This is a genomic window from Streptomyces sp. NPDC092952 (genome assembly GCF_044754785.1).
In the GTDB taxonomy this organism is placed as follows: Bacteria; Actinomycetota; Actinomycetes; order Streptomycetales; family Streptomycetaceae; genus Streptomyces.
Genome location: NZ_JBIVPT010000001.1, coordinates 113,353 through 140,229 on the forward strand (window position 1 = coordinate 113,353; position 26,877 = coordinate 140,229).

General features: G+C 71.4%; 24 protein-coding genes. 9 read left to right on the forward strand and 15 right to left on the reverse strand.

The annotated features are described in order from the left end of the window. Positions 1–625, reverse strand: a 625-nt coding sequence (locus tag ACIQGQ_RS00535; protein WP_402388835.1) for a hypothetical protein, incomplete at its 3' end; no start/stop codon positions are given. A 27-nt stretch (positions 626–652) separates the two neighbouring features. On the opposite strand from ACIQGQ_RS00535, the gene ACIQGQ_RS00540 reads away from it, so the two are divergent. The 3 genes from ACIQGQ_RS00540 to ACIQGQ_RS00550 all read left to right on the forward strand — a co-directional run bounded on the left by ACIQGQ_RS00540 (position 653) and on the right by ACIQGQ_RS00550 (position 3,319). Next, a complete protein-coding gene (locus tag ACIQGQ_RS00540; RefSeq protein WP_352273284.1) occupies positions 653–766 on the forward strand; it encodes an MYXO-CTERM sorting domain-containing protein in 114 nt (37 codons plus the stop codon). Between the two features lie 221 nt (positions 767–987). Next, positions 988–1,707 carry a class F sortase gene (locus ACIQGQ_RS00545; RefSeq protein WP_402388838.1) on the forward strand — a complete coding sequence of 240 codons (720 nt, stop codon included), beginning with the start codon at positions 988–990 and terminating at the stop codon, positions 1,705–1,707. A gap of 124 nt (positions 1,708–1,831) precedes the next feature. Then, a complete protein-coding gene (locus tag ACIQGQ_RS00550) occupies positions 1,832–3,319 on the forward strand; it encodes an FG-GAP-like repeat-containing protein (RefSeq protein ID WP_402388841.1) in 1,488 nt (495 codons plus the stop codon). Between the two features lie 36 nt (positions 3,320–3,355). Here the strand turns inward: ACIQGQ_RS00550 and ACIQGQ_RS00555 are convergent, their stop codons facing one another. From ACIQGQ_RS00555 to ACIQGQ_RS00590, 8 genes are all read right to left on the reverse strand, one after another. Continuing rightward, complete coding sequence (locus ACIQGQ_RS00555; RefSeq protein ID WP_402388844.1) at positions 3,356–3,967, reverse strand: response regulator; 612 nt, start codon at positions 3,965–3,967, stop codon at positions 3,356–3,358. 10 nt (positions 3,968–3,977) lie between these two features. Next, positions 3,978–5,153: a sensor histidine kinase gene (locus tag ACIQGQ_RS00560; RefSeq protein WP_402388847.1), complete on the reverse strand. Its 1,176-nt coding sequence runs from the start codon at positions 5,151–5,153 to the stop codon at positions 3,978–3,980. Beyond that, positions 5,150–5,905 (reverse strand): ABC transporter permease, encoded by a 756-nt coding sequence (locus ACIQGQ_RS00565; protein ID WP_366292816.1) that lies wholly within the window; start codon positions 5,903–5,905, stop codon positions 5,150–5,152. The genes ACIQGQ_RS00560 and ACIQGQ_RS00565 overlap by 4 nt, the downstream gene beginning before the upstream one ends. After that, positions 5,902–6,837, reverse strand: coding sequence for an ABC transporter ATP-binding protein (locus tag ACIQGQ_RS00570; RefSeq protein WP_402388850.1), 936 nt, complete (start codon positions 6,835–6,837; stop codon positions 5,902–5,904). Before ACIQGQ_RS00570 ends, ACIQGQ_RS00565 begins: the two co-directional genes overlap by 4 nt. 168 nt (positions 6,838–7,005) lie before the next feature. Continuing rightward, the gene (locus ACIQGQ_RS00575) at positions 7,006–9,072 is read right to left on the reverse strand and encodes a peptidoglycan binding domain-containing protein (RefSeq protein WP_402388853.1); all 2,067 of its coding nucleotides are present in this window, start codon (positions 9,070–9,072) and stop codon (positions 7,006–7,008) included. Positions 9,073–9,249: 177 nt separating this feature from the next. Beyond that, entirely contained in the window at positions 9,250–9,684 is a 435-nt protein-coding gene (locus tag ACIQGQ_RS00580) for a DUF6113 family protein (protein WP_402388856.1), read from the reverse strand. Beyond that, positions 9,681–10,580: an N-acetyl-1-D-myo-inositol-2-amino-2-deoxy-alpha-D-glucopyranoside deacetylase gene (gene mshB, locus ACIQGQ_RS00585; protein ID WP_402388858.1), complete on the reverse strand. Its 900-nt coding sequence runs from the start codon at positions 10,578–10,580 to the stop codon at positions 9,681–9,683. Before mshB ends, ACIQGQ_RS00580 begins: the two co-directional genes overlap by 4 nt. Before the next feature lie 65 nt (positions 10,581–10,645). Beyond that, on the reverse strand, positions 10,646–10,840 hold the full coding sequence (locus tag ACIQGQ_RS00590) for a hypothetical protein (RefSeq protein ID WP_352273294.1): 195 nt from the start codon (positions 10,838–10,840) through the stop codon (positions 10,646–10,648). Positions 10,841–11,029: 189 nt separating this feature from the next. On the opposite strand from ACIQGQ_RS00590, the gene ACIQGQ_RS00595 reads away from it, so the two are divergent. After that, a complete protein-coding gene (locus ACIQGQ_RS00595; protein ID WP_402388862.1) occupies positions 11,030–13,162 on the forward strand; it encodes a prolyl oligopeptidase family serine peptidase in 2,133 nt (710 codons plus the stop codon). A gap of 22 nt (positions 13,163–13,184) precedes the next feature. Here ACIQGQ_RS00595 and ACIQGQ_RS00600 read toward each other — a convergent pair whose 3' ends face one another. The 6 genes from ACIQGQ_RS00600 to ACIQGQ_RS00625 all read right to left on the reverse strand — a co-directional run bounded on the left by ACIQGQ_RS00600 (position 13,185) and on the right by ACIQGQ_RS00625 (position 20,157). Next, positions 13,185–14,198, reverse strand: a complete 1,014-nt coding sequence (locus ACIQGQ_RS00600) for a hypothetical protein (RefSeq protein ID WP_402388865.1) — start codon at positions 14,196–14,198, stop codon at positions 13,185–13,187. Between the two features lie 108 nt (positions 14,199–14,306). Then, positions 14,307–15,530, reverse strand: a complete 1,224-nt coding sequence (locus ACIQGQ_RS00605; protein ID WP_402388868.1) for an ABC transporter ATP-binding protein — start codon at positions 15,528–15,530, stop codon at positions 14,307–14,309. After that, entirely contained in the window at positions 15,520–16,497 is a 978-nt protein-coding gene (locus ACIQGQ_RS00610) for an ABC transporter ATP-binding protein (protein ID WP_402388870.1), read from the reverse strand. Before ACIQGQ_RS00610 ends, ACIQGQ_RS00605 begins: the two co-directional genes overlap by 11 nt. 13 nt (positions 16,498–16,510) lie before the next feature. After that, on the reverse strand, positions 16,511–17,485 hold the full coding sequence (locus ACIQGQ_RS00615) for an ABC transporter permease (protein WP_366292794.1): 975 nt from the start codon (positions 17,483–17,485) through the stop codon (positions 16,511–16,513). Continuing rightward, positions 17,478–18,401: an ABC transporter permease gene (locus ACIQGQ_RS00620; protein ID WP_402388875.1), complete on the reverse strand. Its 924-nt coding sequence runs from the start codon at positions 18,399–18,401 to the stop codon at positions 17,478–17,480. Before ACIQGQ_RS00620 ends, ACIQGQ_RS00615 begins: the two co-directional genes overlap by 8 nt. 124 nt (positions 18,402–18,525) lie before the next feature. Then, a complete protein-coding gene (locus ACIQGQ_RS00625) occupies positions 18,526–20,157 on the reverse strand; it encodes an ABC transporter substrate-binding protein (protein WP_402388878.1) in 1,632 nt (543 codons plus the stop codon). Positions 20,158–20,651: 494 nt separating this feature from the next. Here ACIQGQ_RS00625 and ACIQGQ_RS00630 point away from each other — a divergent pair, with 494 nt between their 5' ends. The 5 genes from ACIQGQ_RS00630 (at position 20,652) to ACIQGQ_RS00650 (ending at position 26,741) form a co-directional block, all read left to right on the forward strand. Then, the gene (locus tag ACIQGQ_RS00630) at positions 20,652–21,680 is read left to right on the forward strand and encodes an ABC transporter permease (protein WP_402388881.1); all 1,029 of its coding nucleotides are present in this window, start codon (positions 20,652–20,654) and stop codon (positions 21,678–21,680) included. A 71-nt stretch (positions 21,681–21,751) separates the two neighbouring features. After that, the gene (locus tag ACIQGQ_RS00635; protein WP_402388884.1) at positions 21,752–23,533 is read left to right on the forward strand and encodes an ABC transporter substrate-binding protein; all 1,782 of its coding nucleotides are present in this window, start codon (positions 21,752–21,754) and stop codon (positions 23,531–23,533) included. Positions 23,534–23,620: 87 nt separating this feature from the next. Continuing rightward, a complete protein-coding gene (locus ACIQGQ_RS00640) occupies positions 23,621–24,601 on the forward strand; it encodes an ABC transporter permease (RefSeq protein ID WP_402388887.1) in 981 nt (326 codons plus the stop codon). Between the two features lie 11 nt (positions 24,602–24,612). Further along, on the forward strand, positions 24,613–25,638 hold the full coding sequence (locus ACIQGQ_RS00645; RefSeq protein WP_402388890.1) for an ABC transporter ATP-binding protein: 1,026 nt from the start codon (positions 24,613–24,615) through the stop codon (positions 25,636–25,638). A gap of 26 nt (positions 25,639–25,664) precedes the next feature. Continuing rightward, complete coding sequence (locus ACIQGQ_RS00650) at positions 25,665–26,741, forward strand: ABC transporter ATP-binding protein (protein WP_402388893.1); 1,077 nt, start codon at positions 25,665–25,667, stop codon at positions 26,739–26,741. Positions 26,742–26,877 lie beyond the last annotated feature (136 nt).

Genomic DNA, 26,877 nt, shown 5'->3' on the forward strand with positions numbered 1-26,877 from the left:
CGGTCACGACCGCGGCCGGGGCCACGACCGCCCGCACGGCGGCATCCACACCGGCGGTGGCTTCATGGCCTCCGTCGTGGCCGGCGAGAACGGCCCGGACGACGGCGGCGACCGCGGCGGCGACCGCGGTGGCTACGGCGGCGACCGTGGTGGGGACCGCGGCGGACGCGGTGGCGACCACGGACGCGGCGGTCACGACCGCGGCCGGGGCCACGACCGCCCGCACGGCGGCATCCACACCGGCGGTGGCTTCATGGCCTCCGTCGTGGCCGGCGAGAACGGCCCCGACGACGGCGACGACCGCGGCGACGACCGCGGTGGCTACGGCGGCGACCGCGGTGGAGACCGCGGTGGGGACCGCGGCGGACGTGGCGGCGACCACGGACGCGGCGGCCACGACCGCGGCGGCCGTGGCGAGCACGGCCGTCCGCACGGCGGCGTCCACACCGGTGGCGGCTTCATGGCCGCTGCGGTCGCCGGTGAGAACGGCCCCGACGACGGTGGCGACCGCGGTGACCGCGGTGGCGACCGGGGCGGCTACGGCGACCGTGGTGGCGACCGCGGGCGTGGCGGCGACCGGGGTCACGGCGACCGCGGTGGCCGTGGCGAGCACGGCCGCCCGCACGGCGGCATCCACACCGGCGGTGGCGGCATGGCGATGACCGGTGGCGGCATGGCCGCCGGCTCGGCGCTGCTGCTCGGCGGTCTCGGCGTCGGCGCGTACAAGCTGCGCCGCCGCCAGTCGACGGGCGGTGCGATGGCCTGACCGGGCCACCACTCCCGCCAGTCGTTTCGTTGTCGCGGCCGCCGCCCTTCGGGGTGGCGGTCGCGGCGGCTGCGTTTCCCCTGGCCCTGCCTTCGAACTGCCGTCTGCCGTGCGGTGCGAAAACAGAGCCCGGGCCGGGCGCCGGTCCGCCGTCGCCTCCGCCGTACCGCCCGTACGACGCCGCCTCTCTTCCTCGCCGCACAATCGAAAGGCACGTTCACATGGCCGCCCCGCAGTCGACCGACTCCACCCCCACCCGGCCCTCGCCCCGTTCGCCACTGGTCCGGGCCCTGATGTGGCCCGCCCTGGCGGCCGGGCTCGGCATGGTCCTGATCTACAACTCCTTCGGCACCCCGGTGAGCAGCAGCCGGACGGCCCCGCCCGTGGCCATCTCGTCCCCCTCCCCCGAGATCCTCGGCCACCACGCCGCCCCCGCCCCCGCCATGACGCCGAAGGCCCCCGTCGGCCCGTCGATGACACGTTCCGAGCCGACCCGGCTGGAGATCGACTCCCTCGGCATCGACGCGCCGTTCACCAACCTCTCGCTCGGCGCCAACGGCCAGCTGGACGCACCGCCGCCGGACGACAAGAACCTCGTCGGCTGGTACAAGGACGGCACCAGTCCGGGTGAGCGCGGCACGGCCATCGTGGCGGGACACGTCGACACGAAGACCGGCCCGGCCGTGTTCCTCCCGCTCCAGACCATCCAGCCCGGGGCCGAGGTCGACATCACCCGCGCCGACGGCTCGGTGGCGGTCTTCAAGGTCGACGGCGTACGGCAGTACAGCAAGGCGGACTTCCCGAACGACCTGGTCTACTCCGACAGCGACTTCGCCGACCTGCGCCTGATCACCTGCGGCGGCAACTACAACAAGACCGTCAAGGACTACGAGGACAACGTGGTCGTCTTCGCCCACCTCGACAGCTACACGAAGGGCTGACCCGGCGGCCGTCCCGCACGGCGGCCCGCACAACCATCCACCGGACCGCGAGGTCGAACGGGGCAGTACGGAACCCGCTTCCGTACTGCCCCGACCCACGTACCGAGCACCGGAGTTGATCGACGTGCCCGCTCTTTCCCCCCACCGCAGGCTGGTACTGGCGACCGGAATCGCCCTGCTCGCCGGAGCCCTGACCGCCCCGGCCGGCCACGCCGCCACCGCGAAGGCGCCGGACACGAAGGCGCCGAGCGCCAAGAGGCTGCACGACGACTTCAACGGCGACGGCTACCCGGACGTGGCCGTGGGCGCCCCCATGGCCACCGTCAGCGGCTCCGAGGGCGCGGGCGCGGTGAGCGTCCTGTACGGCGGCCCCGGCGGCCTCACCCCCACCCGCAAGCAGGTGCTGACCTGGCCGAACCGCCCCGGCATCGAGCAGCCGGGCGACGCCCGCTACGGCACCGGCCTGCGCGCCGCCGACCTGGACGGCGACGGATACGCGGATCTCGTCGGCCGCCTCTGGGCGACCACCACCGACGGCGACCAGGGCACCGTGCTGGCCGTCAACTGGGGCGGCCCCTCCGGGCTCTCCGCGAGCGCCACCCTGCTGAAGCCGGTCCCCGGCGACCAGGTGGACGGCACCGGCGACCTGGCCGTCGGTGATGTGGACGGCGACGGCCGCCCCGACATCGCGGTGGGCGACACGCGGCGCGGCGGCCATGTGCTGCACGGGCCGTTCACCCGTACCGGGGCGTGGAGCCGGGCCGGCGCGTTCTCCGTCGACGGCACGGCCGTGCTCGACACCTCCACGATCGCGCTCGGCGACCTGACGGGGGACGGTGCGGACGATCTGGTGATCCTCGGCTTCGGCCCGGACGACCCGTGGCAGCAGCACACGTACCTGCTGAGGAGCGGCAACGGCGGATTCGCCGCCCCGGTCGAGATCCTGGACGCCGACGGGGCCCCGGTCGGCGGCGACTCGGCGGGCATCGCCGATCTGGACCGGGACGGCCACGGGGACCTCGTGATCGGGCGTGCCGACGAGTGGTCGCAGGTGGACCCGCCGGCGAAGAAGGGCGGTGCGCTCTTCATCGCGTACGGCGGCCCGGACGGGGTCGGCACGGGCCGCGCGCCCGTCTGGATCAACCAGGACACCGAGGGCGTCTCCGGCACCGCCGAGTACCACGACCGGATGGGCTACAGCCTGGCGCTGGGCGACACGGACGGCGACGGCTACCCGGACATCGCCACCGGTCTGCCCGGTGAGCGGATCAACGGCATCGGCGAGGCCGGCCGGGTCCTGGTCCTCAAGGGCGGGCCGCAGGGCGTGAGCGGCGCGGGCTCCAAGGAGTTCGGCCAGTACACGGCCGGGGTGCCGGGGGTCGCCGAGGCGGGCGACCAGTTCGGCGAGGCGCTGGCACTGGGCGACCACGACGGTGCGGGCCGCGCGGAGATGGTGGTCGGCGACCCGGCGGAGAACTCGGCGCACGGCGCCCTGTGGACCTTCCGTACGGACGCCACCGGGATCGTCGCCCAGGGCTCCGCCTCGTTCGGTGCGGCCACCCTCGGCGCCCCGACCGGGCCGTCCATGTTCAGCCAGTACCTGACGCACTGACGTCCGCGCCCGCGAGCGGGGCCGGAGTCCGGGGCCCTACAGCCAGCCCTTCTCGCGGGCGATGCGGACCGCCTCCGCGCGGTTGCGGGCGGCCAGCTTCTGGATGGCCATGGAGAGGTAGTTGCGGACCGTGCCCTGCGAGAGGTGGAGGGCGGCGGCGATCTCCGCGTTGGTGGAGCCGTCCGCCGCCGTGCGCAGGACATCGCGCTCGCGTTCGGTGAGCGGGCTCGCCCCGTCGGCGAGTGCGGCCGCGGCGAGCGTGGGGTCGATGACCCGCTCCCCCGCCAGCACCTTCCGTACCGCCTCGGCCAGTTGGGCGGCCGGGGCGTCCTTCACCAGGAAGGCGTCGGCGCCCGACTCCATGGCCCGGCGCAGATAGCCGGGGCGGCCGAAGGTGGTGACGACGACGAGCTTCACGGCCGGGAGTTCGCGCCGCAGCAGCGCCGCCGCGTCGATCCCCGTCATGCCCGGCATCTCGATGTCCAGGAGCGCCACGTCGACGTCGTGCGCCCTGGCCGCCTCCAGTACTTCGTCGCCCCGGGCGACCTGGGCGACCACCTCGATGTCCGGCTCCAGGCCGAGCAGCGCCGCGAGGGCCTCGCGCACCATGGACTGGTCCTCGGCCAGAAGAAGTCTGATCATGCTCATTCCGTGGATCCTAGGCGGAACCGAGCGGGACGCTCAGGGTCAGGGTGAAGCCCTTGCCCCGGCCGGCTCCCCGCCCCGGGCCGTCCGCCGAGGTGGTGAGCGTGCCGTCGACGGCCGCGAGGCGTTCGGCGATGCCGGTGAGTCCGTTGCCCGGTTTGCTGCCCGAGGGGCCCACCCCGTCGTCCGCGACGGTGAGTTCGAGGACCGGGCCGTCCAGGGTCTGGCGCGGGGTGAGGGCGACGGTGCACCGCGTGGCCTCGCTGTGGCGTACGACGTTGGTGACGGCCTCCCGCAGCGCCCAGGCGAGCGCCTCCTCCGCCTGCTCCGGAAGGTCGCCGGGCACCTCGGCCGGGACGTCGGCGGTGACCCCGGCGGCGGCCAACGCCGTGCGTGCGCCGGCCAGTTCGCCCGGGAGGGTGGGGCGGCGGTAGCCGGTGACCGCGCTCCGTACGTCGATCAGGGCCTGGCGGCTCACCTTCTCGATGTCCGCCACCTGGGCGGCGGCCTGCTCCGGGTGGCCGGGCAGCATCCGGCCCGCCAGCTCGCTCTTGAGGGTGATCAGGGAGAGCGAGTGGCCGAGCAGGTCGTGCAGGTCGCGGGCGAGCCTGAGCCGCTCCTCGTTGGCGGCGAGCTGGGCGACGGTGGCGCGGGCCTCGCGCAGCTCGATCGTCGTACGGATCAGCTGCCGTACGCCGGTCATCGAGAAGCCGCCCAGCAGCGCCGGGAAGACCAGCGCGGTGATGATCTCGCGCGGGTGGTCGGCGGTCAGGCCCAGGCCGACCAGGGCCGCAGTGGCGGCGGGGATCAGCCACGCGGCCGTCCGCAGCGGGAGGGTGGCTCCGGCCGAGACCGCCACGTAGACGAAGAGGACCAGCCAGGAGGGGCCGAGCGTCAGGGTCAGCAGGGTGGCGAGTCCGCCGAGGAAGGCGATCGCGGCGTGGGCGCCGCGGTCGTTGCCGTCCCGGGGGGTGCGGCGCAGGACCAGGAGCAGATAGACGCCGACGAAGGCGAGCAGGCCGAGGGCGCCGAGCGCCGTCGCCCACGGGGTGTGGCCGCCGTCGGTCAGGTCCTTGACGGGCGCGCTCATGAACGCGAGCCAGATGCCGACCCAGAGCAGCTTGATCCATCGCTGTCTTCGGTTGGTGGGCGGGCGTCCGATCCCCACGGACGTCTCGTCGTCGTTCACGCCTTCAGGGTGTCCTTCCGGTAGAGCCAGGCCGCACCGCCCGCGAAGACCACGAAGTAGGCGCAGAGGATCGCGACGTCCTTGCCGTGCGGCGAACCGCCCATCTCGATCGCCTGTCCGAGAGAAGCGTACGCGTGCGTGGGCAGCCACTCGGCGATGTTCTGGAGCCACTGCGGGAAGGTGGCGCTGGGCATCCAGAGGCCGCCGAGGATGGAGAGCCCGAAGTAGATGATCATCGTGAGCGGGCGGACCGCGTCCCCGCTGGCCAGGTAGCCGATGGCCACCCCGAGCGCGGCGAAGACCAGCGAACCGGCCCAGATGACGCCGCCCAGCGCGAACCACTGCCAGGTCTCCACCCGTACGTGCTTGACGGCGGCGGCGACCAGGAAGACCACCACGATGCAGGGCAGGGTGACGATGGCGGCGCCGGCGATCTTCGCGAGGACGTAGCCCCGGCCGGGCAGCGCGGTGAGCCGCAGCTGGCGGACCCAGCCCTTCTCCCGCTCCTTGGCGATGCGCTCGCTGTTGCCCATCAGGACGGCGGTCAGCGCGCCGAAGGAGGCCATCGAGACCATGAAGAAGGCCTGGAAGGTGAGGTCGGTGTGCGGGACCCGGTCGGTGGTGTTCTGGGTGCCGGAGATCAGCAGGTAGATCACCGAGGGGTAGATGATCGAGAAGAACATGAACTTCTTGTTCCGCAGGGTGCGGGTCACTTCGAGCCTGATCAGGGCCCCGGAGAAGAGGTTCGTCATGCGGTCCTGGCCTCCTCGGCCTCGGTGATGGCGACAAAGGCCTGCTCCAGGCCCAGTCCGGCGACTTCGAGGGCGCGCGGGTAGAGCCCGAGCCCGTAGACGGCGTGGACCGTGGCGTCGGCGTCGTGCGACTGGATGCGGACCCGGTTGCCGGTGACGTCGAGCGCGGAGAGGTGCGGCAGGCCGCGCAGGGCGGCCTCGTCGACCGGGCCCTCCAGCTCGAAGGAGATCCGGCGGGCCCCGGCCCGCGCCTTGATCTCGGCGGCGGTGCCGTCGGCGAGCAGGCGCCCCTTGTGCAGGACGAGCACCCGGTCGGCGATCGCGTCGGCCTCTTCGAGGTAGTGGGTGGCGAACAGGACGGTACGGCCCTGCTCGGCCTGCTCGCGCATGGTGGCCCAGAAGGCCTGGCGGGCCGTGACGTCCATGCCGGTGGTCGGCTCGTCGAGGACGATCAGGTCGTTGGCACCGGCCGTGGCGAGGGCGAAGCGGACCCGCTGTTCCTGGCCGCCGGAGAGCTTGTTGACCATCCGTCCGGCGATCTGGGTGAGCCCCGCCCGGGAGAGCACCTCCGCCACCGGGAAGGGGCGGGGGTGCAGGGCGCAGGCGAGGCCGACCAGCTCCCCGACCGTGACGTCCTCCATCAGCCCGCCGCTCTGGAGCATCGCCCCGACCCGGCCCGCCGCGATGGCGTCCTGCGGGGTCGTACCGAAGACCTCGACGCTGCCGGAGTCGGCGGCGCGCAGGCCGAGCAGCAGGTCGAGGGTGGAGGACTTGCCCGCTCCGTTGGGGCCGAGGAGCGCCACGGTCTCTCCGGGGTGCAGTTCGAGGGTGAGCGCGTCGACCGCGCGCACCTCTCCGTACGTCTTGCTGACCTGGGCGAAGCGGACCGCGGCGGTCCTCGCCCCGGTGGCCTCGTCGGCTGTCGTCGTCATGGATCCAGCGTCGCGGAGCGCGGGCGCCCGCGGCAGAGCCGTTCCTCGTGGATTCGGCATGACAGATGTCATGCCCGGCAGGCTCGTCATGCCGGACGTACGCCGCCGCCCCCGGCCGGAGGGTCCGGTCGGGGGCGGCGGTCGGGTTCCGCGTGGTGCGCGCTCCGGTCAGCCGGTGGCGCCCGTCCCGTCGAGGGCGATGACGGCGGTGCGCTCGGCGGGGGTCTTGCCGAGCAGCGCCTTCTGCATCGCGTTGGCCACGTCGCCGGCGTCGAGCTGGCGCTTCTTGCCGTCGGCGCCGGTGACCATGATGCCGTCGAAGACGCCGTCGCAGAGGGTGTCGATGGCCTTCGAGTCGTACCGGGGGACCAGCTTCCCCTTGACCGGGACCATGGAGAGGATCTGCGGCAGCGACCTGGCCGGGCCGAACTGGATCTGCTTGGCCCCCGCCTTGATGGTGACCAGGCCCGACATCGCCGGCTGCGCGAACTCCTTCATCGCCCGGTCCAGCTCGGCCTGGTCGATGGTGGGTTCGTGCGTGCCGACGGGGAGTTCGACCACGTTGGAGCGGCCGGTCTGCACCTGGGCCCGGTACGCGTCGCGCACCGAGTTCATCGACCGGGCGACGTCCAGCGACTTGCCGGACTTCCCGGGGACGGCGACGGCCTTGCCGGGCTCGAACTTGATCGTGCCGTCGTTGGCGGAGCCGGAGACGCCCGCCAGGTCCGTCAGCGCGACGCCGAGCTTCTCCTCGTCGACCGGGATCACCGGGTCGACGGCACGCTTGGTGCCGAAGAGGGAGCCGATGACGGAGACCGGGTTGTAGTCGCTGCCCGCGGCGGCGCGCACGGTCTCCTGGCTGTCCAGGGCGAGCCCGGCCTTGTCGGGCGCGAGCTGGGTCTTGCGGCCGTCCACGGAGAGCTGGAGCGGGGCCACGGCACGCTTGCCGAGGGCGGCGTCCAGCTTCGTGGCGGCCTCCTCCTTCGTGCCGCCGCCGATGTCGACGCCGAGCACCGTGGTGCCCTTGGGCACGTCGGAGTGGTTCATCAGCAGCCCGGCGCCGTACGCGACTCCGGCCAGCCCGACCACGGCGGCGCCGAGGAGGACCAGCTTGGAGCGGCCCTTCTTCTTCGCGGGCGCGGACGCCGGTTCGGGCCGGGGGGCGGGCGCCGGTACGGCCGGGCCGCCGGGCCCCGCCGGGCCGGTGCCCATCGGGTCGCCGAGGCCGCCCGGGGACGGCTCGGGACGGATCCCGTCGGGCCCGCCCGGGAACGGGGACGCCGTCCGGCGCTCCGGCGGTACGACGGGGATGCCGCTGTTGAGCGTGTCACCGGACACATTGCCGCCCGGCACGTTGGCACCGGGCCCGGTGGGCGCCGGACCGGCGAACTGCGGGGTCAGCACGGCGGTGTCGTCCGACAGCCGGGGCACCGGACCGCCCGGGACGCCGAGGGGGCGGGGGCCCTTCGGGCCGTCGAGGTCCGGGGTGAGGGCGGAGGTGCCGGTGGCCGGTCCCGTGGTGGGCCCGGCGGGGCCGGGCGTGCGCACCCCGAGGTCGGGCGTGGGGCGTCCGCGGCCGAAGTCGTCGGGCCGGGGCGTGCCCTGACCGTCCGTGTGCTGCGGGCCGTCCGAGAAGTACGGCAGGTCGGGGCGGGGCGGGGCGGACGCGCCCGTGGCACCCTCGCCGCCGCCCACGACGGGCGTACCGGCCGCCGGAGTGCCACCGACGACGGGCGTACCGGCCGCCGGGGTACCGCCGACGACGGGGGTGCCGGCCGCCGGGGTGTTCGCGAGGGGCTTGCGCGGGGCGAACCAGTCGCTGCCGCTCTTCTCCCGGGCCGGCTTCTCGGCGGGCTCCGCCGCCGGGGCGGCCGTCCGGGCCTCGGCGGCCGAGGAGGCGCCGGAGGCGTCCGGCGCGTCCGCCGCGGGGCGCGGAACGCTGCCCGTGCGCTCGGCGTCGGTACCGTCGGCCTCCCCCACGGGCGTCCGCATGACGACGGGCGGGATCGGGCGCGAGCCGGGGATGTTGATCCGGATCCGCGTCGTCAGCGTCGTCTCGGTCCTGGGCTCGTCGGCCCGGGACGCGTCGGGGGCCTCCGGGCCTCCCTCCGGGGCGTCCTGCGAAGGGTTCGACGACGGATACTGGCGTGATCCGTACGGCGGCGTCCCCGAGGGGTACGCGGCGCCCCCGCGCCCCTGGGGCCCGGAGGACGTACTGTCAGTTTCACGACTCAAAGCAGGTTCTCCCGATTGGCTCCGCCGCCCGTACTTCCCCCCATGCCGCAGGCCTGGGGACGGCTCGGCGCGCGCACCACCATACTGGCCGCAGCCGACGGCCACCCCGCGACCGGGGGAAACGGCTGCCCGTCCCCCGCTCGGCCGGATACGGCCCAAGGGATCGGACGTGGCACTTTACTTGCCGGACTGGACGCTTCCGGCGCCCGGTCGGGGCACCCGCGACATGGTGGCACAGATCACAGCAACGGCCATCCCGCCCAGCAGGAAGAGACCGAGGCCCAGTTCGTCGCCGAAGACATAGTCGCCCTCCGGACGCCCGCCCAGCAGAACGAAGATGGAAATCAGCCATCCTGCGGCGGGGGCCAGCGCCCCGAGCTGGGTGCCGAAGACCAGCCGGCCGCCGAGGAAGAGCCCGGCCGCGCCCACCAGCGCCAGCAGCAGCCCGCCGGGGAACCAGGCGGCCTGGACCAGCGTCCCGGCGATCCCGACGAGCGCACCGAGCACGGCGAGGCCCGCGTAGGCGGCGATCCGGGCGGGGTTGACCGGGGCGGCCAGGCCGGTGGCGGGGGCCGGGGCCGGTGTGCGCCGCTTCCTGCCGTCGTCGCTCATCGCTCCGCTCCCGTCAGGCCCGCGAACAGGTCGTCCTCCCTGGTCCCCCGGGGTGCCCCGTGGTCGCCGCGCACCAACTCGTAGTACTCGGTGGTGAAGAGCGGCTGCCCGAGGTCGTTGGAGAGGGCGAAGAAGGGCCCGTCGACGGCGATCTGGGTGGCGTGGGCGCGCATCGCGGCGCTCTTCGCCGCGGCCTGGGCCGTGCCGTCGATCGCCGCGGCGATCCGGCAGTCGTCGACCACGCCCGGTACGTCGTCGAGGGCGGCGACGCCGGGGAAGGCGTCCGGCGCCGTCTCGCGGAGGCGGGCGAAGCCCTCCTCGGCGACGGTGCGCGGCACCCGGTTCCAGTAGATCTTGGCGATGGCGTGCGGGGCGCCGTCACCGGGGCGGTACGCGGGGTCGGCGGCGAGCTCGGCCGCGCGCATCGCGACGCGGTGGGCCTGGATGTGGTCGGGGTGGCCGTAGCCGCCGTCGGGGTCGTAGGTGACCAGGACCTGGGGGCGTACCTCGCGGACGACCTCCACCAGGTGCCCGGCGGCCTCGTCCACGTCGGCCGACCAGAAGGCGTGCGGGCGGTCGTTCTGCGCGGTCCCCATCATTCCGGAGTCGCGGTAGCGGCCGGGACCGCCGAGGAGCCGGTGGTCGGTGACCCCCAGCTCCTTCATCGCGGCGGCGAGTTCGCCCCGGCGGTAGGGGCCCAGGGTGTCGTCCCGGTCGGCCGCGAGATGGGCGAGCGAGGGCGGGATGACCTCGCCCTCCTCACCGAGTGTGCAGGTCACCAGAGTGACCCGGGCACCCTGGGCCGCGTACTTGGCCATGGTGGCGCCGTTGTTGATCGACTCGTCGTCGGGGTGCGCGTGCACCAGGAGGAGGCGCCGGGCAGGGAGGTCCGTCATGGGACCAGCCTACGAGCCGGGCACCCCGGTTCCCGCCCGCGCACCCGCCGTCGACGGGCCGGGCCTCAGAACTTGAGGCTGCCGATCATCCCCGCCACGTTCGAGGTCAGGTTCGAGATGCTCGGCGCGATCGACGAGCTGGCGAGGTAGAAGCCGAGCAGTGCGCAGACCACCGCATGTCCGCCCTTCAGTCCGGATTTCCGGATCAGCAGGAAGACGACGATCGCCAGCAGCACCACCACGGAAATCGAGAGTGCCACGGCGGTTCACCTCCATCAGTACGGTCGAAACGGGCAGCACACATGGAGCCAGCAGGTTTCATACCCACCAAGCGCTACGGATCATAACTATCCGTGGAAAGGCACTGATCGGTGCACGGCAGCACGAGGGGCGCACGCCCGGCCGAGGAGCACTCCCCGACCGATCGGTCGGGGACTAGGTTTCGTCGTATGACTTCACAGCGGATCTCGTTCCCCCGTCAGCACGCCCGGACCATGCGGTACACGCTCGGCGCCCCTCGTTCCTTCACCGTCTCGCCGGACGGGGAGCGGGTGGCCTTCCTCCGTTCGGAGTCCGGAACCGATCGCTCCGGCCGGCTGTGGGTGCTGGACCTGCCCCGGGACGGGGCGGCGCGGGAGCGGGTCGTCGCCGATCCGGTGGCCCTGCTGGGCGGTTCGGCGGAGCGGCTGTCCGCGCAGGAGCGGGCGCGCCGCGAGCGCAGCCGCGAGGGTTCCTCGGGGATCGTGGGCTACGCGGTGGACGCGGCCGTCGAGCTGGCGGCGTTCGCCCTCTCCGGGAAGCTCTACGTCGCCGGGCTGCGGTCGGGTACGGCACGTGCGCTGCCCGTTCCGGGCCCGGTGATCGACCCCCGGCCCGCACCGGACGGACGACACATCGCCTATGTGTCCAAGGGCGCGCTGCGGGTCGTCGACGCGGAGGGGGAGGGCGACCGGGCCCTCGCCGAGCCGGAGGCGGACGAGGTGTCGTACGGCCTCGCGGAGTTCATCGCGGCCGAGGAGATGCAGCGGTCGCGGGGCTTCTGGTGGTCGCCGGAGTCGGACCGGCTGCTGGTGGCCCGGGTCGACAACAGCCCGGTGCGGCGGTGGTGGATCGCGGACCCGGCCCATCCGGAGCGGCGGCCGGCCGAGATCGCGTACCCGGCGGCGGGGACGCCCAACGCCGAGGTGCGGCTCTTCGTGGTGGGTCTGGACGGCGCCCGGACCGAGGTGGTCTGGGACCGGACGAGCCACCCGTACCTGGCCCAGGTGCACTGGTCGTCCGGCGGGGCGCCGCTGCTGCTGGTGCAGTCCCGCGACCAGCGCGGCCATCTGTACCTCGCGGTGGACCCGGAGACCGGGCGGACCCGGACGGTGCACGCGGACGAGGACCCGGTATGGCTGGAAATCTACCCCGGCGTGCCCGCCTGGACGCCGGACGGACGGCTCGTGCGGATCGCCGACGAGGCCGGTGCCCGGGTGCTCGCGGTCGGCGACCGGCCGCTGACCGGGGCGCGGTTGCAGCTCAGGGCGGTGCTGGACATCGGGGAGTCGGACATCCTGGTGGCGGCCACGGCCGGCGAGGAGGCGGCCGCGCCGGAGATCGGCGAGACCCATGTCTACCGGGTCAACGAGCTGGGCACGGAGCGGGTCTCGGAGGAGGCCGGGGTGCACACGGCGGTCCGCGCGGGCGGGGTGACGGTGCTGGTCTCGCAGACCCTGGAGCGGTCCGGCTCCCAGGTCCGGGTGTTCCGGGACGGAAAGCCCGTCGCCACCGTGGCCAACCACGCGCAGGAACCGGTCATCTCCGCCCGGGTGCAGCTCACCGAGGGGGGCGCGCGACGGATTCCGTGCGCCGTGCTGCTCCCCACGGGGTACCAGGAGTCGGACGGTCCGCTTCCGGTCCTGATGGATCCTTACGGCGGGCCGCACGGCCGGCGGGTGGCCGCCGCACAGAACGCGCATCTCACCTCGCAGTGGTTCGCCGACCAGGGCTTCGCGGTGGTGGTCGCCGACGGCCGGGGCACCCCCGGACGTTCGCCCGCCTGGGAGAAGGCGGTCAAGAACAACCTGCTCCTCACCCTGGACGACCAGGTGGAGGCGGTGCAGGCGCTCGCGGACCGGTTCCCGCTGGACCTCGGCCGGGTGGCGATCCGGGGCTGGTCCTTCGGCGGCTACCTGGCGGCCCTGGCCATCACCCGGCGCCCCGACGTCTTCCACGCGGCGGTGGTCGGCGCCCCGGTGACCGACCAGCGGCTCTACGACACCCACTACACCGAGCGCTACCTCGGCGACCCCGCCGAGCAGCCCGAGGTGTACGCGTACAACTCGGTCGTCACGGACGAGGGGCTCTCCGAGGCCGCCGAGCAGGTGCGGCCGATGATGATCGTCCACGGCCTCGCGGACGACAACGTGGTGATGGCGCACACCCTCCGGTTCTCCTCCGCCCTGCTCGCGGCCGGGCGCCCGCACGAGGTGCTGCCGCTGAGCGGGGTGACCCATATGACGCCGCAGGAGCAGGTGGCCGAAAACCTGCTGCTGCTCCAGGTCGACTTCCTGAAGCGGTCGCTGGAGCCGAAGGACTGAGAGCGGGTCGCGCCCGCCCCCGTCACCAGCCCGGCGGCGGCTGGGACGGGGGCGGGGGCGGCGGCCCGAAGGGGCCGGGCCGCGCCCCGTAACCCGGTCCGAGACCCGGCGCGTACCCCGGCGGCGCGGGCGCCGGGGGCACCGGGCCCGGCAGCGCCGCCGCCAGCAGCGTCAGGGCCCCGAGGAACACCTCGAAGAACCCGGTCACCACGATCAGTTCGCTCTCGACCGGCAGGTCGAGGAAGTGCTGGAGCAGCTCGTAGTGGAACGAGCGGATCACGCTCAGGACCCCGTCGAGCAGCAGCAGCGCGGCGGCGATCAGCCCGAACGGCCGCGCGTGCACGGCCCGGGCGACCCCGCTCACCGCGGCGAACACGCAGAGCAGCGCCAGCAGGGCGGCGAACCAGCCGGGCGGCGGGCCCGTCAGCGGCTGGAAGACCCGGTCCCCGCCCAGGTACCAGTCCGGGTAGAGGTCGGGGCCCCGCACCGCCTGGCGGATCTCCCAGCCGACCGTGACCGCGGCGGCGGCGCCGAGCCCCAGGAAGACGACCACCCCGGCGCCCGTTCCCGGCCGGACCGGGGGGCTTTCGGTGAAGTCGCGCACCGGGCGGCGGCCCGCCCCGGCGGTGATGATCAGCGCGATGCCCGCGGCGAGCGCGGCGAAGGCGCAGATCAGGGCCCGGGTGCGCAGGTCGTCGGAGAACCGGGCGTCCATCCGGGACTCGCCGATGTTCCAGAGTCCGGGCAGCCGTACCGCGATGGTGACCACGCCGACGGCGACCAGCGCGGTGGCGGCCACCGAGGACCGCAGGACGACCACGGCCGCGACGGCGTACACCACGAGCAGCACCAGGTCGTACGCGGATGTCGTCGGCAGCATGGTGAACCGGGCGTCGTAGTAGCCCGCCCATCGCTGGCCCAACTGCCCGATGTCGTCAGCGGCGTTGATGTCCCGTACGATCCAGCCCGCGACCATCAGCGCGAGCACCGCGCACAGGATGGCGCCGGTGACCCTTGCCCCCCGTGTCAATATCACCCGAGCGATACTCACACCGTGGTGTCCGGCGGACAAGGGGTTGCACCGGTGTGGTGCGCGAACGGGCAACCGGCCGGGAGGGCTTGGCGGCTTCCCGGCCGGTACGCGTTACGCCCGGCCCGGCTCCCCGGGCTCCTCCGGCGTCTCCGGCTCCTCGGCCGCCCCAGGTGTCCCGGGTGCCTCCGCCTCCTCGGCCGTATCCGGCGCCCCGGTGACGTCCTCGGCGGCCGGCGGGCCCGGCACCTCCAGCAGCCCCTCCGGCGGGACCACCCGCTTCTCCTCCGCGAAGTGGCAGGCCGAGTCGTGCGCGGCCGGCGACTCCAGCAGCCGGAAGACGGCGGGCACGGCCAGCAGCGGCACCTCCAGCGCGCACCGTTCCTGCGCCTTCCAGCAGCGGGTGCGGAAGCGGCAGCCGGACGGCGGTTTGGCGGGCGAGGGGACGTCGCCGTGGAGGATGATCCGCTCCCGGTGCGCGCGGGCCGTGGGGTCCGGCACAGGGACCGCCGACAGCAGCGCCTGGGTGTACGGGTGCGTGGGGTGCTCGTAGATCTGCTCGTCGGAGCCGATCTCGACGATCCGGCCGAGGTACATCACGCCGACCCGGTCGGAGATGTGCCGGACGATCGACAGGTCGTGCGCGATGAAGACGTAGGCGAGCCCGAACTCCGCCTGGAGCCGGTCCAGCAGGTTGACCACCTGCGCCTGTACGGAGACGTCGAGCGCGGAGACCGGCTCGTCGGCGACGATGATCTCCGGGTTCAGGGCCAGGCCGCGGGCGATGCCGATGCGCTGGCGCTGGCCGCCGGAGAACTGGTGCGGATAGCGGTTGATGTACTCCGGGTTGAGGCCGACGACGTCCAGCAGCTCCTGGACCTTCCGGCGCCGGTCCCCCTTCGGGGCGACCTCGGGGTGGATCTCGTACGGCTCGCCGATGATGTCGCCGACCGTCATGCGCGGGTTCAGCGAGGTGTACGGGTCCTGGAACACCATCTGGATGTTCCGGCGCACCGCCTTCAGGGCGCGGCCCGAGAGCTTGGTGATGTCCTCGCCCTTGTACCGGATCGCACCGGCCGTCGGCTGCTCCAGGTGCACCAGCATCTTGGCCACCGTCGACTTGCCGCAGCCGGACTCCCCCACGATGCCCAGGGTCTCGCCCGCGGCCAGGTCGAAGGAGACCCCGTCGACCGCCTTGACGGCACCGATCTGTTTCTTGATCAGGATGCCCTGGGTCATCGGGTAGTGCTTGGCCAGGTCGCGGACCTCCAGGATCGGCCCACCGGTCCGCACGGCCGTTCCCGACGCGGGGCCGCCCGCCGTCTCGTCAGCGCGCATCGAGCGTCTCCTTCCAGAAGTAGCAGGCGCTCTCGCGGTGCGGGGCCACCCCGAACAGCGGCGGCACCTCGCCCCGGCAGACCTCCTGGGCCAGCGGGCAGCGCGGGTTGAAGGCGCAGCCGGGCGGGATGTGCAGCAGGTTGGGAGGCAGGCCCTTGATCGCGTACAGCTCCTGCCCCTTCTGGTCCAGGCGCGGGATCGACCGGAGCAGGCCCTTGGTGTACGGGTGGGCGGGGGCCCGGTAGATCTCGTGGACCGGGGCGGCCTCGACGATCCGGCCCGCGTACATCACGGCGATCTTGTCGGCGACGTCGGCGACCACGCCCAGGTCGTGGGTGATCAGGATGAGGCCCATGTTCAGTTCGCGCTGGAGCTCGGCGAGCAGGTCCATCACCTGGGCCTGGACGGTGACGTCGAGGGCGGTGGTGGGTTCGTCGGCGATGATCAGCGAGGGTTCCAGCGCCATCGCCATGGCGATCATGATGCGCTGGCGCATGCCGCCGGAGAACTGGTGCGGGTAGTTGCCCACCCGCTCCTTGGCCGCCGGGATGCGGACCCGGTCCATCAGCTCGACGGCCTTGGCCTTCGCGTCCTTGCGGGACATCCCCCGGTGCACGACGAACATCTCGCCGAGCTGCTCCCCCACGCTGAGCACGGGGTTGAGGGAGGAGAGCGCGTCCTGGAAGATCATGGCCATCTCCTGGCCGCGGATCCTCCGGCGTTCGTCCTTCTTCATGGTGAGCAGGTCGCGGCCCTTGAAGAGGATCTCGCCGCCGGCGATCCGTCCCGGGGGCATGTCGAGGATGCCCATGACGGCCTGGGCGGTGACGGACTTGCCGGAGCCGGATTCGCCGAGCACCGCCAGCGTCTCGCCCTCGGCGACCGAGTAGTCGACGCCGTTGACGGCCTTGACGACCCCGTCGCGGGTGTGGAACTCCACGTGCAGATCGCGCACTTCGAGCAACATGGCAGCGGGCTCCTCAGCGCAGCTTGGGGTCGAGGGCGTCGCGCACCGCGTCGCCGAGCATGATGAAGGCGAGCACGGTGACCGCCAGGGCCCCGGCGGGCCAGAGCAGCATGTGCGGGGCGTTGCGGATGTACTGGGAGGCGGCGGAGATGTCGATGCCCCAGGAGACGGCGGGCGGTTTCAGCCCGACGCCGAGGAACGAGAGCGTCGCCTCCAGCGAGATGTACGTGCCGAGTGCGATGGTCGCGACGACGATGACGGGCGCGATGGCGTTCGGGGCGATGTGGCGCAGCAGCATCCGGCTGTTGGAGGCGCCGAGGGCCCGGGCCGCCTGGACGTAGTCGTTCTGCTTGGCGGTGATCACCGAGCCGCGGGCGATGCGGGCGATCTGCGGCCAGCCCAGCAGGACGATGAAGCCGATCACCGGCCAGACGGTGGCGCTGGTGACCACGGAGAGGAAGACCAGGCCGCCGAGGACCACCGGGATGCCGAAGAAGATGTCGGTGAGGCGGGAGAGCACGGCGTCCGACCAGCGGCCGAAGAAGCCGGCCAGGCCGCCGAGGAGGCCGCCGAGGAGGGTGACGCCGACGGTCGAGCAGACGCCGACGGTGACCGAGTTCCGGGCCCCGTAGACGGTGCGGGTGTACACGTCGCAGCCCTGGCCGTCGAAGCCGAAGGGGTGGCCGGGCTGGGAGCCCTGCTGGGCCTTGGCGAGGTTGCAGTCGAGGGGGTCCTGGTCGGCGATGAGCTGGGGCCAGATCGAGATGACGACCAGGAAGAGGATGACCAGCGCGGAGATGATGAAGACCGGATTGCGGCGCAGGTCGCGCCAGGCGTCGGACCAGAGGCTGCGGGGCTTCTGGGCGGGGCCGCTGCCGGAAGGGCCGCCGGGCGCCCTTTCGAGGGTGGTGCCCTCCGCCACGGCGAGGTCCATCGCCCCGCCCGATCCGGCCGACGAGATCGCCTCGCCCGGTGTCTGCTCAGGCATATCGGATCCTCGGGTCGAGTACGGCGTACAGCAGGTCGACGATCAGGTTCGCCGCCAGGAAGACCAGGACGAGGATGGTGACGAAGCCGACGACGGTCTGGGAGTTCTGGCGCAGGATGCCCTGGTAGAGCTGGTAGCCCACGCCGTGGATGTTGAAGATCCGCTCGGTGACGATCGCCCCGCCCATCAGGGCGCCCACGTCCGTGCCGATGAAGGTGACGACCGGGATCAGCGAGTTGCGCAGCAGATGGCGGACGACGACGCGGCGCTGGGGCAGCCCCTTGGCGACGGCGGTGCGCACGTAGTCGGCGCGGGCGTTCTCGGCGATCGAGGTGCGGGTGAGCCGGGTGACGTAGGCCAGTGAGACGGAGGCGAGCACCAGGCCGGGGACGAGCAGTTCGTTGAACGGGGCCTCCGGTGCGACGGAGGGTTTGATGACGCCCCACTCGACGCCGAGCAGCAGTTGGAGGAGGAGGCCGGTGACGAAGGTCGGGATGGAGATGACGACCAGGGTCAGGATGAGCACGGTGGTGTCGACGGGGCGGCCGCGGCGCAGTCCGGTGATGACACCGAGGGTGATGCCGATGACGATCTCGAAGACGATCGCCACGATGGTGAGCCGGATCGTGATGGGGAAGGCGGTGGCCATCAGGTCGGTGACCTTCTGCCCGTTGAACGCGGTGCCGAAGTCGCCGGTGAAGACGTTGCCCATGTAGGTGGCGTATTGCTGCCACACGGGCTTGTCGAGGCCGAATTCCGAGCGGAGCTGGGCGGCGGTCGCCGGGTCGCACTGGCGGTCGCCGCAGAGACCCGCGATGGGGTCGCCCATCACGTTCACCATGAGGAAGATCAACAGCGTGGTGCCGAAGAAGACCGGGATCATCTGCAGCAGCCGCCGGATCACATAACGTCCCATGCGGGGCTCCGGGGGTCGCGGGGTTCGAGGGCGCGGGGCCGGGGGTTGTCCGGTCCCCGGGGGGCGAAGTGCCGGGGGCCGGGCGGCCGGTGCGCGGTCGGCACCGGTGCCCGGCCCCGACGGGTCACTTGACCTTGATCTGCTCGTACACCGGGACGCTGAACTGGTTCAGCGTCACGTCGGAGATCCGGTCCGAGTAGCCCGCGCTGCCGTTCTGGTACCAGAGCGGGATGACGGGCATCTGGTCGGCGAGGACCTTCTCCGCGTCCTGGAAGGTCGAGACGGCCTGGGCCCGGTCGGTCTCGGCGTTGGCCTTGTCGACCAGGTCGTCGAACTTCTTGTTGCTCCACTTGCCGTCGTTGGAGGAGGCGTCGGTGTAGTAGAGCGGCTGGAGGAAGTTCTGGATGAGCGGGTAGTCCATCTGCCAGCCGGCCCGCCAGGCGCCGGTCAGCTTCTGCTGGGAGACCTGGCTGCGGAAGTCGGCGAAGGTGCCGACCGGGGCGCCGATGCAGGCCCTGTTGTTGCCCATCGCCCGGTTGACGCTGTTGCAGATGGCGTCCACCCACTCCTTGTGGGAGCCGGTGTCGGCGTTGTACGAGATCTTCAGCTGGCCACCGGGGATGCCGCCGCCCTCCTCGATCAGCTTCTTGGCCTTCGCCGGGTCGTACTCGCAGGGGGCGCCGCACAGCCCCTCCTTGAAGCCGCCCTTCTCGCCGAGGACCGGGGAGGTCCAGTCGGAGGCGGGGGTGCGGGTCTTCTGGAAGATCTGGTCGGTGATCTGCTTCCGGTCGATCGCCATCGACAGGCCCTGGCGGACCTTGACGCCGCCGGGGGTGTCCCACTTCTTGTCGTAGAAGGGGAAGGCGATGGTCTGGATGATGCCGGCCGGGGTGTTGATGTAGCGGTCGCCGAGGTCGGACTTGACGTTCTTGAGCTGCGAGGCGGGCACGTCGTCGACGAGGTCGAGGTTTCCGGCCGTCAGGTCCGTGTAGGCGGTGTTGTTGTCGGTGTAGACCTTGAGGTCGATGCCGCCGTTGACCGCCTTGTCGTCGCCCGGGTACCCGTCCCACTTGCGCAGGTTCATCGACGAGCCCTTGGTGTACTTGTCGACCTCGTACGGCCCGTTGCCGATCGGCTTGGAGATCCAGGCGGCGTGGTCGGTGAAGAAGGCCCTGGGGAGCGGGGCGAAGGCCGGGTAGCCGAGGGTGTCGGGCCAGAGGGAGAACTTCTGCGACAGCTTGACCGTGAAGGTGCGGTCGTCGACGGCCTTGAGGCCGGAGAGGGTGGTGGCGGTGGCGCTGCCGGACTCGGGGTGGACCTTGTCGTAGCCGTCGATGTAGCCGAAGAAGTAGGCGTTCTTCTGGTTGTTCTTCAGCAGGGCGCCGTAGTTCCAGGCGTCCACGAAGGACTTCGCGGTGACCTTCTCGCCGTTGCTGAAGGTCCAGCCGTCCTTCACGGTGACCGTGAAGTTCTGGTTGTCCTTGGTGTCGATCTTCTCGGCGAGCATGTTGGTGGCGGCGCCGGTCTTCGGGTCGTACCGCTTGAGCCCCCGGAAGATCATGTCGAGGACCTTGCCGCCCTGCACCTCGTTGGTGTTGGCCGGTTCCAGCGGGTTCTGCGGGTCACCCCAGGACGAGCTCACGATGCCGTCCGCGCCACTGCCGCCACTGCTGCTGCCCCCGCCGCCGCATGCCGTCGCGGCCAGCGCGACGACCGCCGCGCATGCGGCCCACTTGGCCCGTGTGGCTCCGCGCATGGAGTGCCTCCTCGTAGTGCTCGTCTCACTTAGGGCAAATATCACCGCACAAGGGACGTCATGCACATCTATCCCACCCATTCGGGCGCGTCGCAGTCGATGTCGAGTGGCACACTGCGAGCGATTCCGCTCCGCGCGCACGATCCGGCGCACGACCGGTCCGCAGGACCGGCGGCAGCGACCCGGTAACGGCCGCGCATCGAATACGCATCGACCGCGAGTCGGTCTGATCCGATGTACGCATTCCGAGACAACCACGCCCGCATATCGGACTCATTGCCGGAGTTCACCCGTTAAGCCGTGTTCGTGCCTCCGAAAAAGCCAAACGGAAGCAAAGCCACGCCCTTGACTTGGTCATGGATTTGCAAAGTTTCCAAAGAGCGTGCCAAGGGCGTCGGACATTCATTGACCCTGCATGAATTGCGTTGAAAAAGTCCCGGTAGCCCGTAGGTGTTGCCCTGCGGAGTCCTTCGACCCTCCGGGCCAGGAGCACCATGACGATTCCAACGCCACAAGCCGCCGCCTCCGTTGAGGCGGAGGACGAGAACCCTCGCCCCGCGGCAAGCCCCGCCGCGTCCAAGGGCGACGCCGGCCGTTCGCCGAGCAAGATGGCCTGGCTGCGTTTCAAGCGCGACCGCACAGGCGTGATTTCGGCCTATGTGGTCATTTTCTTCTTCGTGATCGGCATCGCCGCGCCGCTGATCGCGAAGCTCTACGGGAAGGACCCGTACACGACGTACGGGCAGAACGAGCCCGGTCTGCTGGACGACTTCAGCTCGCCGATCCTGCCCAACGGCGGTATCAGCGGCGACTACTGGTTCGGCATCGAACCGGGTCTGGGCCGGGACGTCTTCACCTTCCTGCTCTACGGGATCCGCAACTCCCTGCTCATCGCCACCGCGACGACCCTGCTGGTGACCCTGTTCGGCATCGTCATCGGCATCACCGCGGGCTACCTCGGCGGGAAGACGGACTACCTCATCGGCCGGGTCATCGACATCCTGCTGGCCTTCCCCTCCACGCTCTTCTTCATCGCCTTCTGGCCGGTGATGCTGTCGATCCTGGTCCCCCCGGAGGAGAACACCCCGACCTGGCTGATCGTCGTCAGTCTCATCACGGTGATGACCGCGTTCGGCTGGGCCTCCATCGCACGACTCCTGCGCGGCGAGGTACTCGCCCTGCGCGAGCGTGAGTTCGTCGAGGCCGCCAAGGTCACGGGAGCGTCTCCGGCACGCATCATCTTCAAGGAGCTGCTGCCGAACCTCTGGACGCCGATCCTGATCCAGGCCACGCTCGCGCTGCCGATGTACGTCACCGCCGAGGCCGGTCTCGCCTTCCTCGGCGTCGGCCTCAGCGACCCGACGCCCGACTGGGGCGTGATGATCCAGCGCGGATCGGACGTCTACCAGAGCGACATCACGTTCATGCTCTTCCCCGGCGTCTCGATGGTGATCTTCGTCATCGCCTTCAACCTGCTGGGCGACTCGGTGCGTGACGCACTGGACCCGAAGACCAAGCGCTGAACCGCACTTCCTCCGGCGGGCGACGGGGCCCGCCGGATTGATCGTTTCTCCATCGACCAGAGCAGGAAGCCATGTCCCTTTCCCGCAGAAACTTCGTCATCGCCACGTCGGTCGCGGCCGGCGGATCGATGCTCCTTTCCGCGTGCAGCAGCGGCAGCACGGCCAAGAAGGGCGGCGGTGCCGGACACGGCGGTGCCGACAAGTACACCGGCTCGGTCGTCGTCGGCACGAAGGCCGACTCCACCGGTCCCGCCCCCGAGATCCCGGGCGCCAGGAAGGGCGGCACGATCAACGGCCTCGCGCCGAGCGACTTCTCGCACCTGGACCCGCAGCGGATCTACTACTCCTGGAACTCCCAGTTCGGTGACCTCGTCATCCGCTGCCTGACCGGCTACAAGATCGCCGCGGACGGCACGATGAAGCTCGTCGGCGACCTCGCCACCGACGCGGGCACCATGTCCGACGGCGGCAAGACCTGGACCTTCACCCTGAAGGACGGTCTGAAGTGGGAGACCGGCAAGGAGCTCACCGTCGAGGACGTGCGCCACGGCATCGAGCGCGGCTTCGCCAGCTTCACCACCGAGGGCGCCGGCTACGTCCAGGGCGCGCTGACGGGCACCTCCAGCTACCGCTCGAAGTACAAGGGCCCGTTCAGCGGCAAGCACCTCGACTCGGTGGTCACCGACGCCAAGGCGAAGACGATCACCTTCAAGCTGGCCGAGGCCCGCCCGGACCTCAACTTCACGCTGGCGATGACCTCCTACGGCGCCGTCCCGGTCCAGGGCGACACCAAGGAGAAGTACGACAAGGACCCGGTGAGCTGCGGTCCGTACCGGGTCAAGGCGCACTCCATCGACAAGTCGATGACGCTGGTCCGCAACCCGCACTGGGACCCCAACACGGACTCGATCCGCAACGCGTACCCGGACAGCTTCACCTACGAGTTCGGCCCGGAGTCGCTCCAGGCCGCCGACCGCCTGATCGCCGACAACGGCGACGACAAGTACTCGTACATGGCGTACAGCGGTGTCCCGGCCGAGCGCATCCAGAAGGTCCTCACCGACCCGGAGCTCAAGAAGCGGACCTTCAACGGCCTGCTGAGCGGCATCTACTACTACGCCATCAACACCAAGCGGATCACGGACCTGAAGGTCCGCCAGGCCCTCATCCACGCCTGGCCGCTGGAGCAGATCCGCAAGATCTACGGTGGCCCGTCGGCCGGTGACTACGCCTCCTCCATCCTCAGCCCCGACATCGTCGGCTACGCCAAGGACGACGTCTACGGCAAGCTGAAGAAGCCGCAGGGCGACCCGGAGGCGGCGAAGAAGCTGCTGAAGGAGGCCGGCAAGGAAGGCCAGAAGATCGTCTACGCCTTCCCGGTCGGCAACACGTACAACAAGACCAAGGTCGTCATCGAGAACGCCCTCAAGGCGGCCGGCTTCGACCCGGTCATCAAGCCGCTGGACGCCACCAGCTACTACGACCAGATCCAGCAGATCGACAACCAGTTCGACGTGATGTGGTTCGGCTGGTCCCCGGACTGGCCGACCGGCTACACCCTGATGCAGCCGCTGTTCGACGGCGGCACGGTCGCCAACGGCGGGAACAACATCTCCCAGCTGAAGGTCGACTGGGTCGACGAGGCGATCAAGAAGAACGTCGCGATCGCCGACCCGAACGAGGCCGGCAAGGCCTGGGCCGCGCTGGACAAGCGGATCATGACGGAGGAGGCGCCGATCATCCCCGAGACGTTCCAGCGCCGCTTCTACCTCTACGGCGAGAAGATCGGCGGGGCGATGTTCCACCCGCTGTACTCCTCGGCCATCAGCTACAAGATGTACGTGAAGGCCTGACGCCGACACTTCCGGGGCGGGGCGCCCGCGTGGCGCCCCGCCCGCTCCACTCCCCCTTGTCGGCGCCTGCCAGGGAAACCCATCGCCATGTTCCGCTTCCTCATCCGCCGGGCTATCGGCGCACTGGTCATCCTGCTGATCATCAGTGTCATCACATTCGTCCTCTTCTACGTCGCGCCCCGCGACCCGGCCCGTGTGGCCTGCGGCAAGGTGTGCACACCCGAGACGCTGGCACTGGTCAGGCACAACCTCGGCATCGCCGATCCGTTGCCGGTGCAGTACTGGCACTGGCTCCAGGGCGTGTTCGTCGGCCGGGACTACAGCTCCTTCGGCCACTGCCCGGCCCCGTGCCTGGGCTACTCCTTCACCAACCGCGAGCCGGTCGTCGGCACCATCATCGACCGCCTCCCCACGACGCTCTCCCTCTCCGTCGGCAGCGCGTTCGTCTTCGTGATCTTCGGCGTGGGCACCGGCATGCTCGCCGCGGTCAAGCAGGGCAAGTGGCTGGACAAGATCGCGTCCTCGGCCTCGCTGGTCGGCTCGTCGATGCAGATCTACTTCGTCGGCGTCATCGCGATGTACTACCTCGCGGACCAGTGGCACCTCATGAGCCGCCCCAAGGAGGTCCCGCTCAGCGAGGACCCGGCCGGCTGGTTCACCGGACTGCTGCTGCCCTGGCTGGTGCTGGCGCTGATCTTCACCGCCAACTACACCCGTATGACCCGCTCCCAGCTGGTGGAGACGCTGAGCGAGGACTACGTGCGCACCGCGCGCGCCAAGGGCCTCTCCCGCCGGACGGTGTTCTTCAAGTTCGCCTGGCGCGGCGCCATGGGCCCGATCGTCACCATCTTCGGCCTCGACATCGGCGTGCTGCTCGGCGGCGCGATCATCACCGAGAAGACCTTCGGTCTGCACGGGATCGGCGCCCTCTCGATCAAGGCCGTCAGTGACAACGACCTCCCGATGATCCTCGGCGTGGTCCTGGTCGCGGCAGCGGCGATCGTCGTCTTCAACATCATCGTCGACGCCGTCTACGCCCTCATCGACCCGCGCGTCCGCCTCGCCTAGGGAGAGATCCAATGAGCACCCCCTTCCTCTCCGTACGCGATCTGCGCGTGCACTTCTCCACCGAGGACGGCATGGTCAAGGCCGTCGACGGCCTCTCCTTCGACGTCGAGAAGGGCAAGACCCTCGGCATCGTCGGCGAGTCCGGCTCCGGCAAGTCGGTGACCAACCTGACCATCCTCGGGCTGCACCACCCCGACCACACCGAGATCGAGGGCGAGATCCTGCTCGACGGGCAGGACCTGCTCAGCGCCTCGGAGCGGGAGCTGGAGCGGCTGCGCGGCAACAAGATGGCGATGATCTTCCAGGACGCCCTGGCCTCGCTGTCGCCGTACCACACCATCGGCCGGCAGATCGGCGAGACGTACCGCAAGCACACCGGCGCCTCCAAGAAGGAGGCCCGGGCGCGGGCCATCGAGATGCTGACCAAGGTGGGCATCCCGCAGCCCGACCTTCGGGTGGACGACTACCCTCACCAGTTCTCCGGCGGTATGCGCCAGCGCGCGATGATCGCCATGGCGCTGGTCTGCGACCCGGCGCTGCTGATCGCGGACGAGCCGACGACCGCGCTGGACGTCACCGTGCAGGCCCAGATCATCGACCTGCTCAAGGACCTCCAGCAGGAGACCGGCACCTCGATCATCTTCATCACCCACGACCTCGGCGTCATCGCCGACGTCGCCGACGACGTGCTGGTGATGTACGGCGGCCGCTGCGTGGAGCGCGGTACGAAGAAGGAGGTGCTGCGCGCCCCGCAGCACCCGTACACCCTGGGCCTGCTGAGCTCGATGCCGAGCCTGAACGGCCCGGTCGACGTGCCGCTGTCGCCGATCCCCGGCACCCCGCCGAGCCTCCTCAACCCGCCGAGCGGCTGCCGCTTCCACCCGCGGTGCTCCTTCACCGAGCAGGTGGGCGGCGGGCGCTGCGCGAGCGAGCAGCCGCCGTTGGAGATCACCGCCGGGCGCGGCTCCGCCTGCCACCTCACCGCCGAGCAGCGTGCCGAGTTCTTCGCGGACTTCACCGGCACCCGGGCCAACTGACGTACAAGAGACGGGACTTCCCCACCATGAGCAGCACAGATCCCCTCCTGGACGTCTCCGGACTCACCAAGCACTTCCCGATCAAGGCCGGTTTCCCGATCCGGCGGACGGTCGGGGCGGTGCAGGCGGTCGACGGACTGGACTTCACCGTCGCCGAGGGCGAGAGCCTGGGCCTGGTCGGCGAGTCCGGCTGCGGCAAGTCGACCACGGGCCGGCTGATCACCCGGCTCCTGGAGCCGACGGCCGGCCGGATCTCCTACCGCGGGCAGGACATCACGCACGCCTCGCGCAAGGAACTGGCCCCGGTCCGCTCCGAGATCCAGATGATCTTCCAGGACCCGTACGCCTCGCTGAACCCCCGGCAGACCGTCGGCAAGATCATCACGGCTCCGATGGAGATCAACGGCATCGAGCCGGCGGGCGGCCGCGAGGCGCGCGTGCGGGAGCTGCTGGAGACCGTCGGGCTCAACCCGGAGCACTACAACCGCTTCCCGCACGAGTTCTCCGGCGGTCAGCGCCAGCGCATCGGGGTGGCCCGCGCGCTCGCCCTGGAGCCGAAGCTGATCGTCGCGGACGAGCCGGTCTCGGCGCTGGACGTGTCGATCCAGGCGCAGGTGGTCAACCTGCTCCAGAAGCTCCAGAAGGAGCTCGGGATCGCCTTCCTGTTCATCGCCCACGACCTGGCGGTCGTACGGCACTTCTCGCAGCGCGTCGCGGTGATGTACCTCGGCCGGATCGTCGAGATCGCCGACCGCGAGGACCTGTACGGCAACCCGCGCCACCCGTACACCCGGGCGCTGCTCTCGGCCGTGCCGGAGGCCTCCGCCGACGACACCCCGGCCCAGGAGCGCATCCGGCTCGCCGGCGACGTCCCCTCCCCCGTCAACCCGCCGTCCGGCTGCCGCTTCCGCACCCGCTGCTGGAAGGCGACGGACAAGTGCGCGAGCGAGGCTCCGCCGCTGGTGCGGATCGAGGGCAGCCGTGAGGGCCATCTGACGGCCTGCCACTACCCGGAGGACACCCGGACCACCGGGTCCGTCCCCAAGGCCCGTGAAGCCGCCTCCGGACCCGCCTCCGGGTCCGGGTCCGACGAGAAGGCCTGACGCTCCCGGCGGGGGGGGGGGGGGGCCCCCCCCCCGCGCGCCGGCGCCCCCCCCCCCCCCCCCCCCCCCCCCCGCCCCGGCCCCCCCCCCCGCCCCCCCCCCCCCCCCCACGCCCCCCCCCCCCCCCGGGGCATGG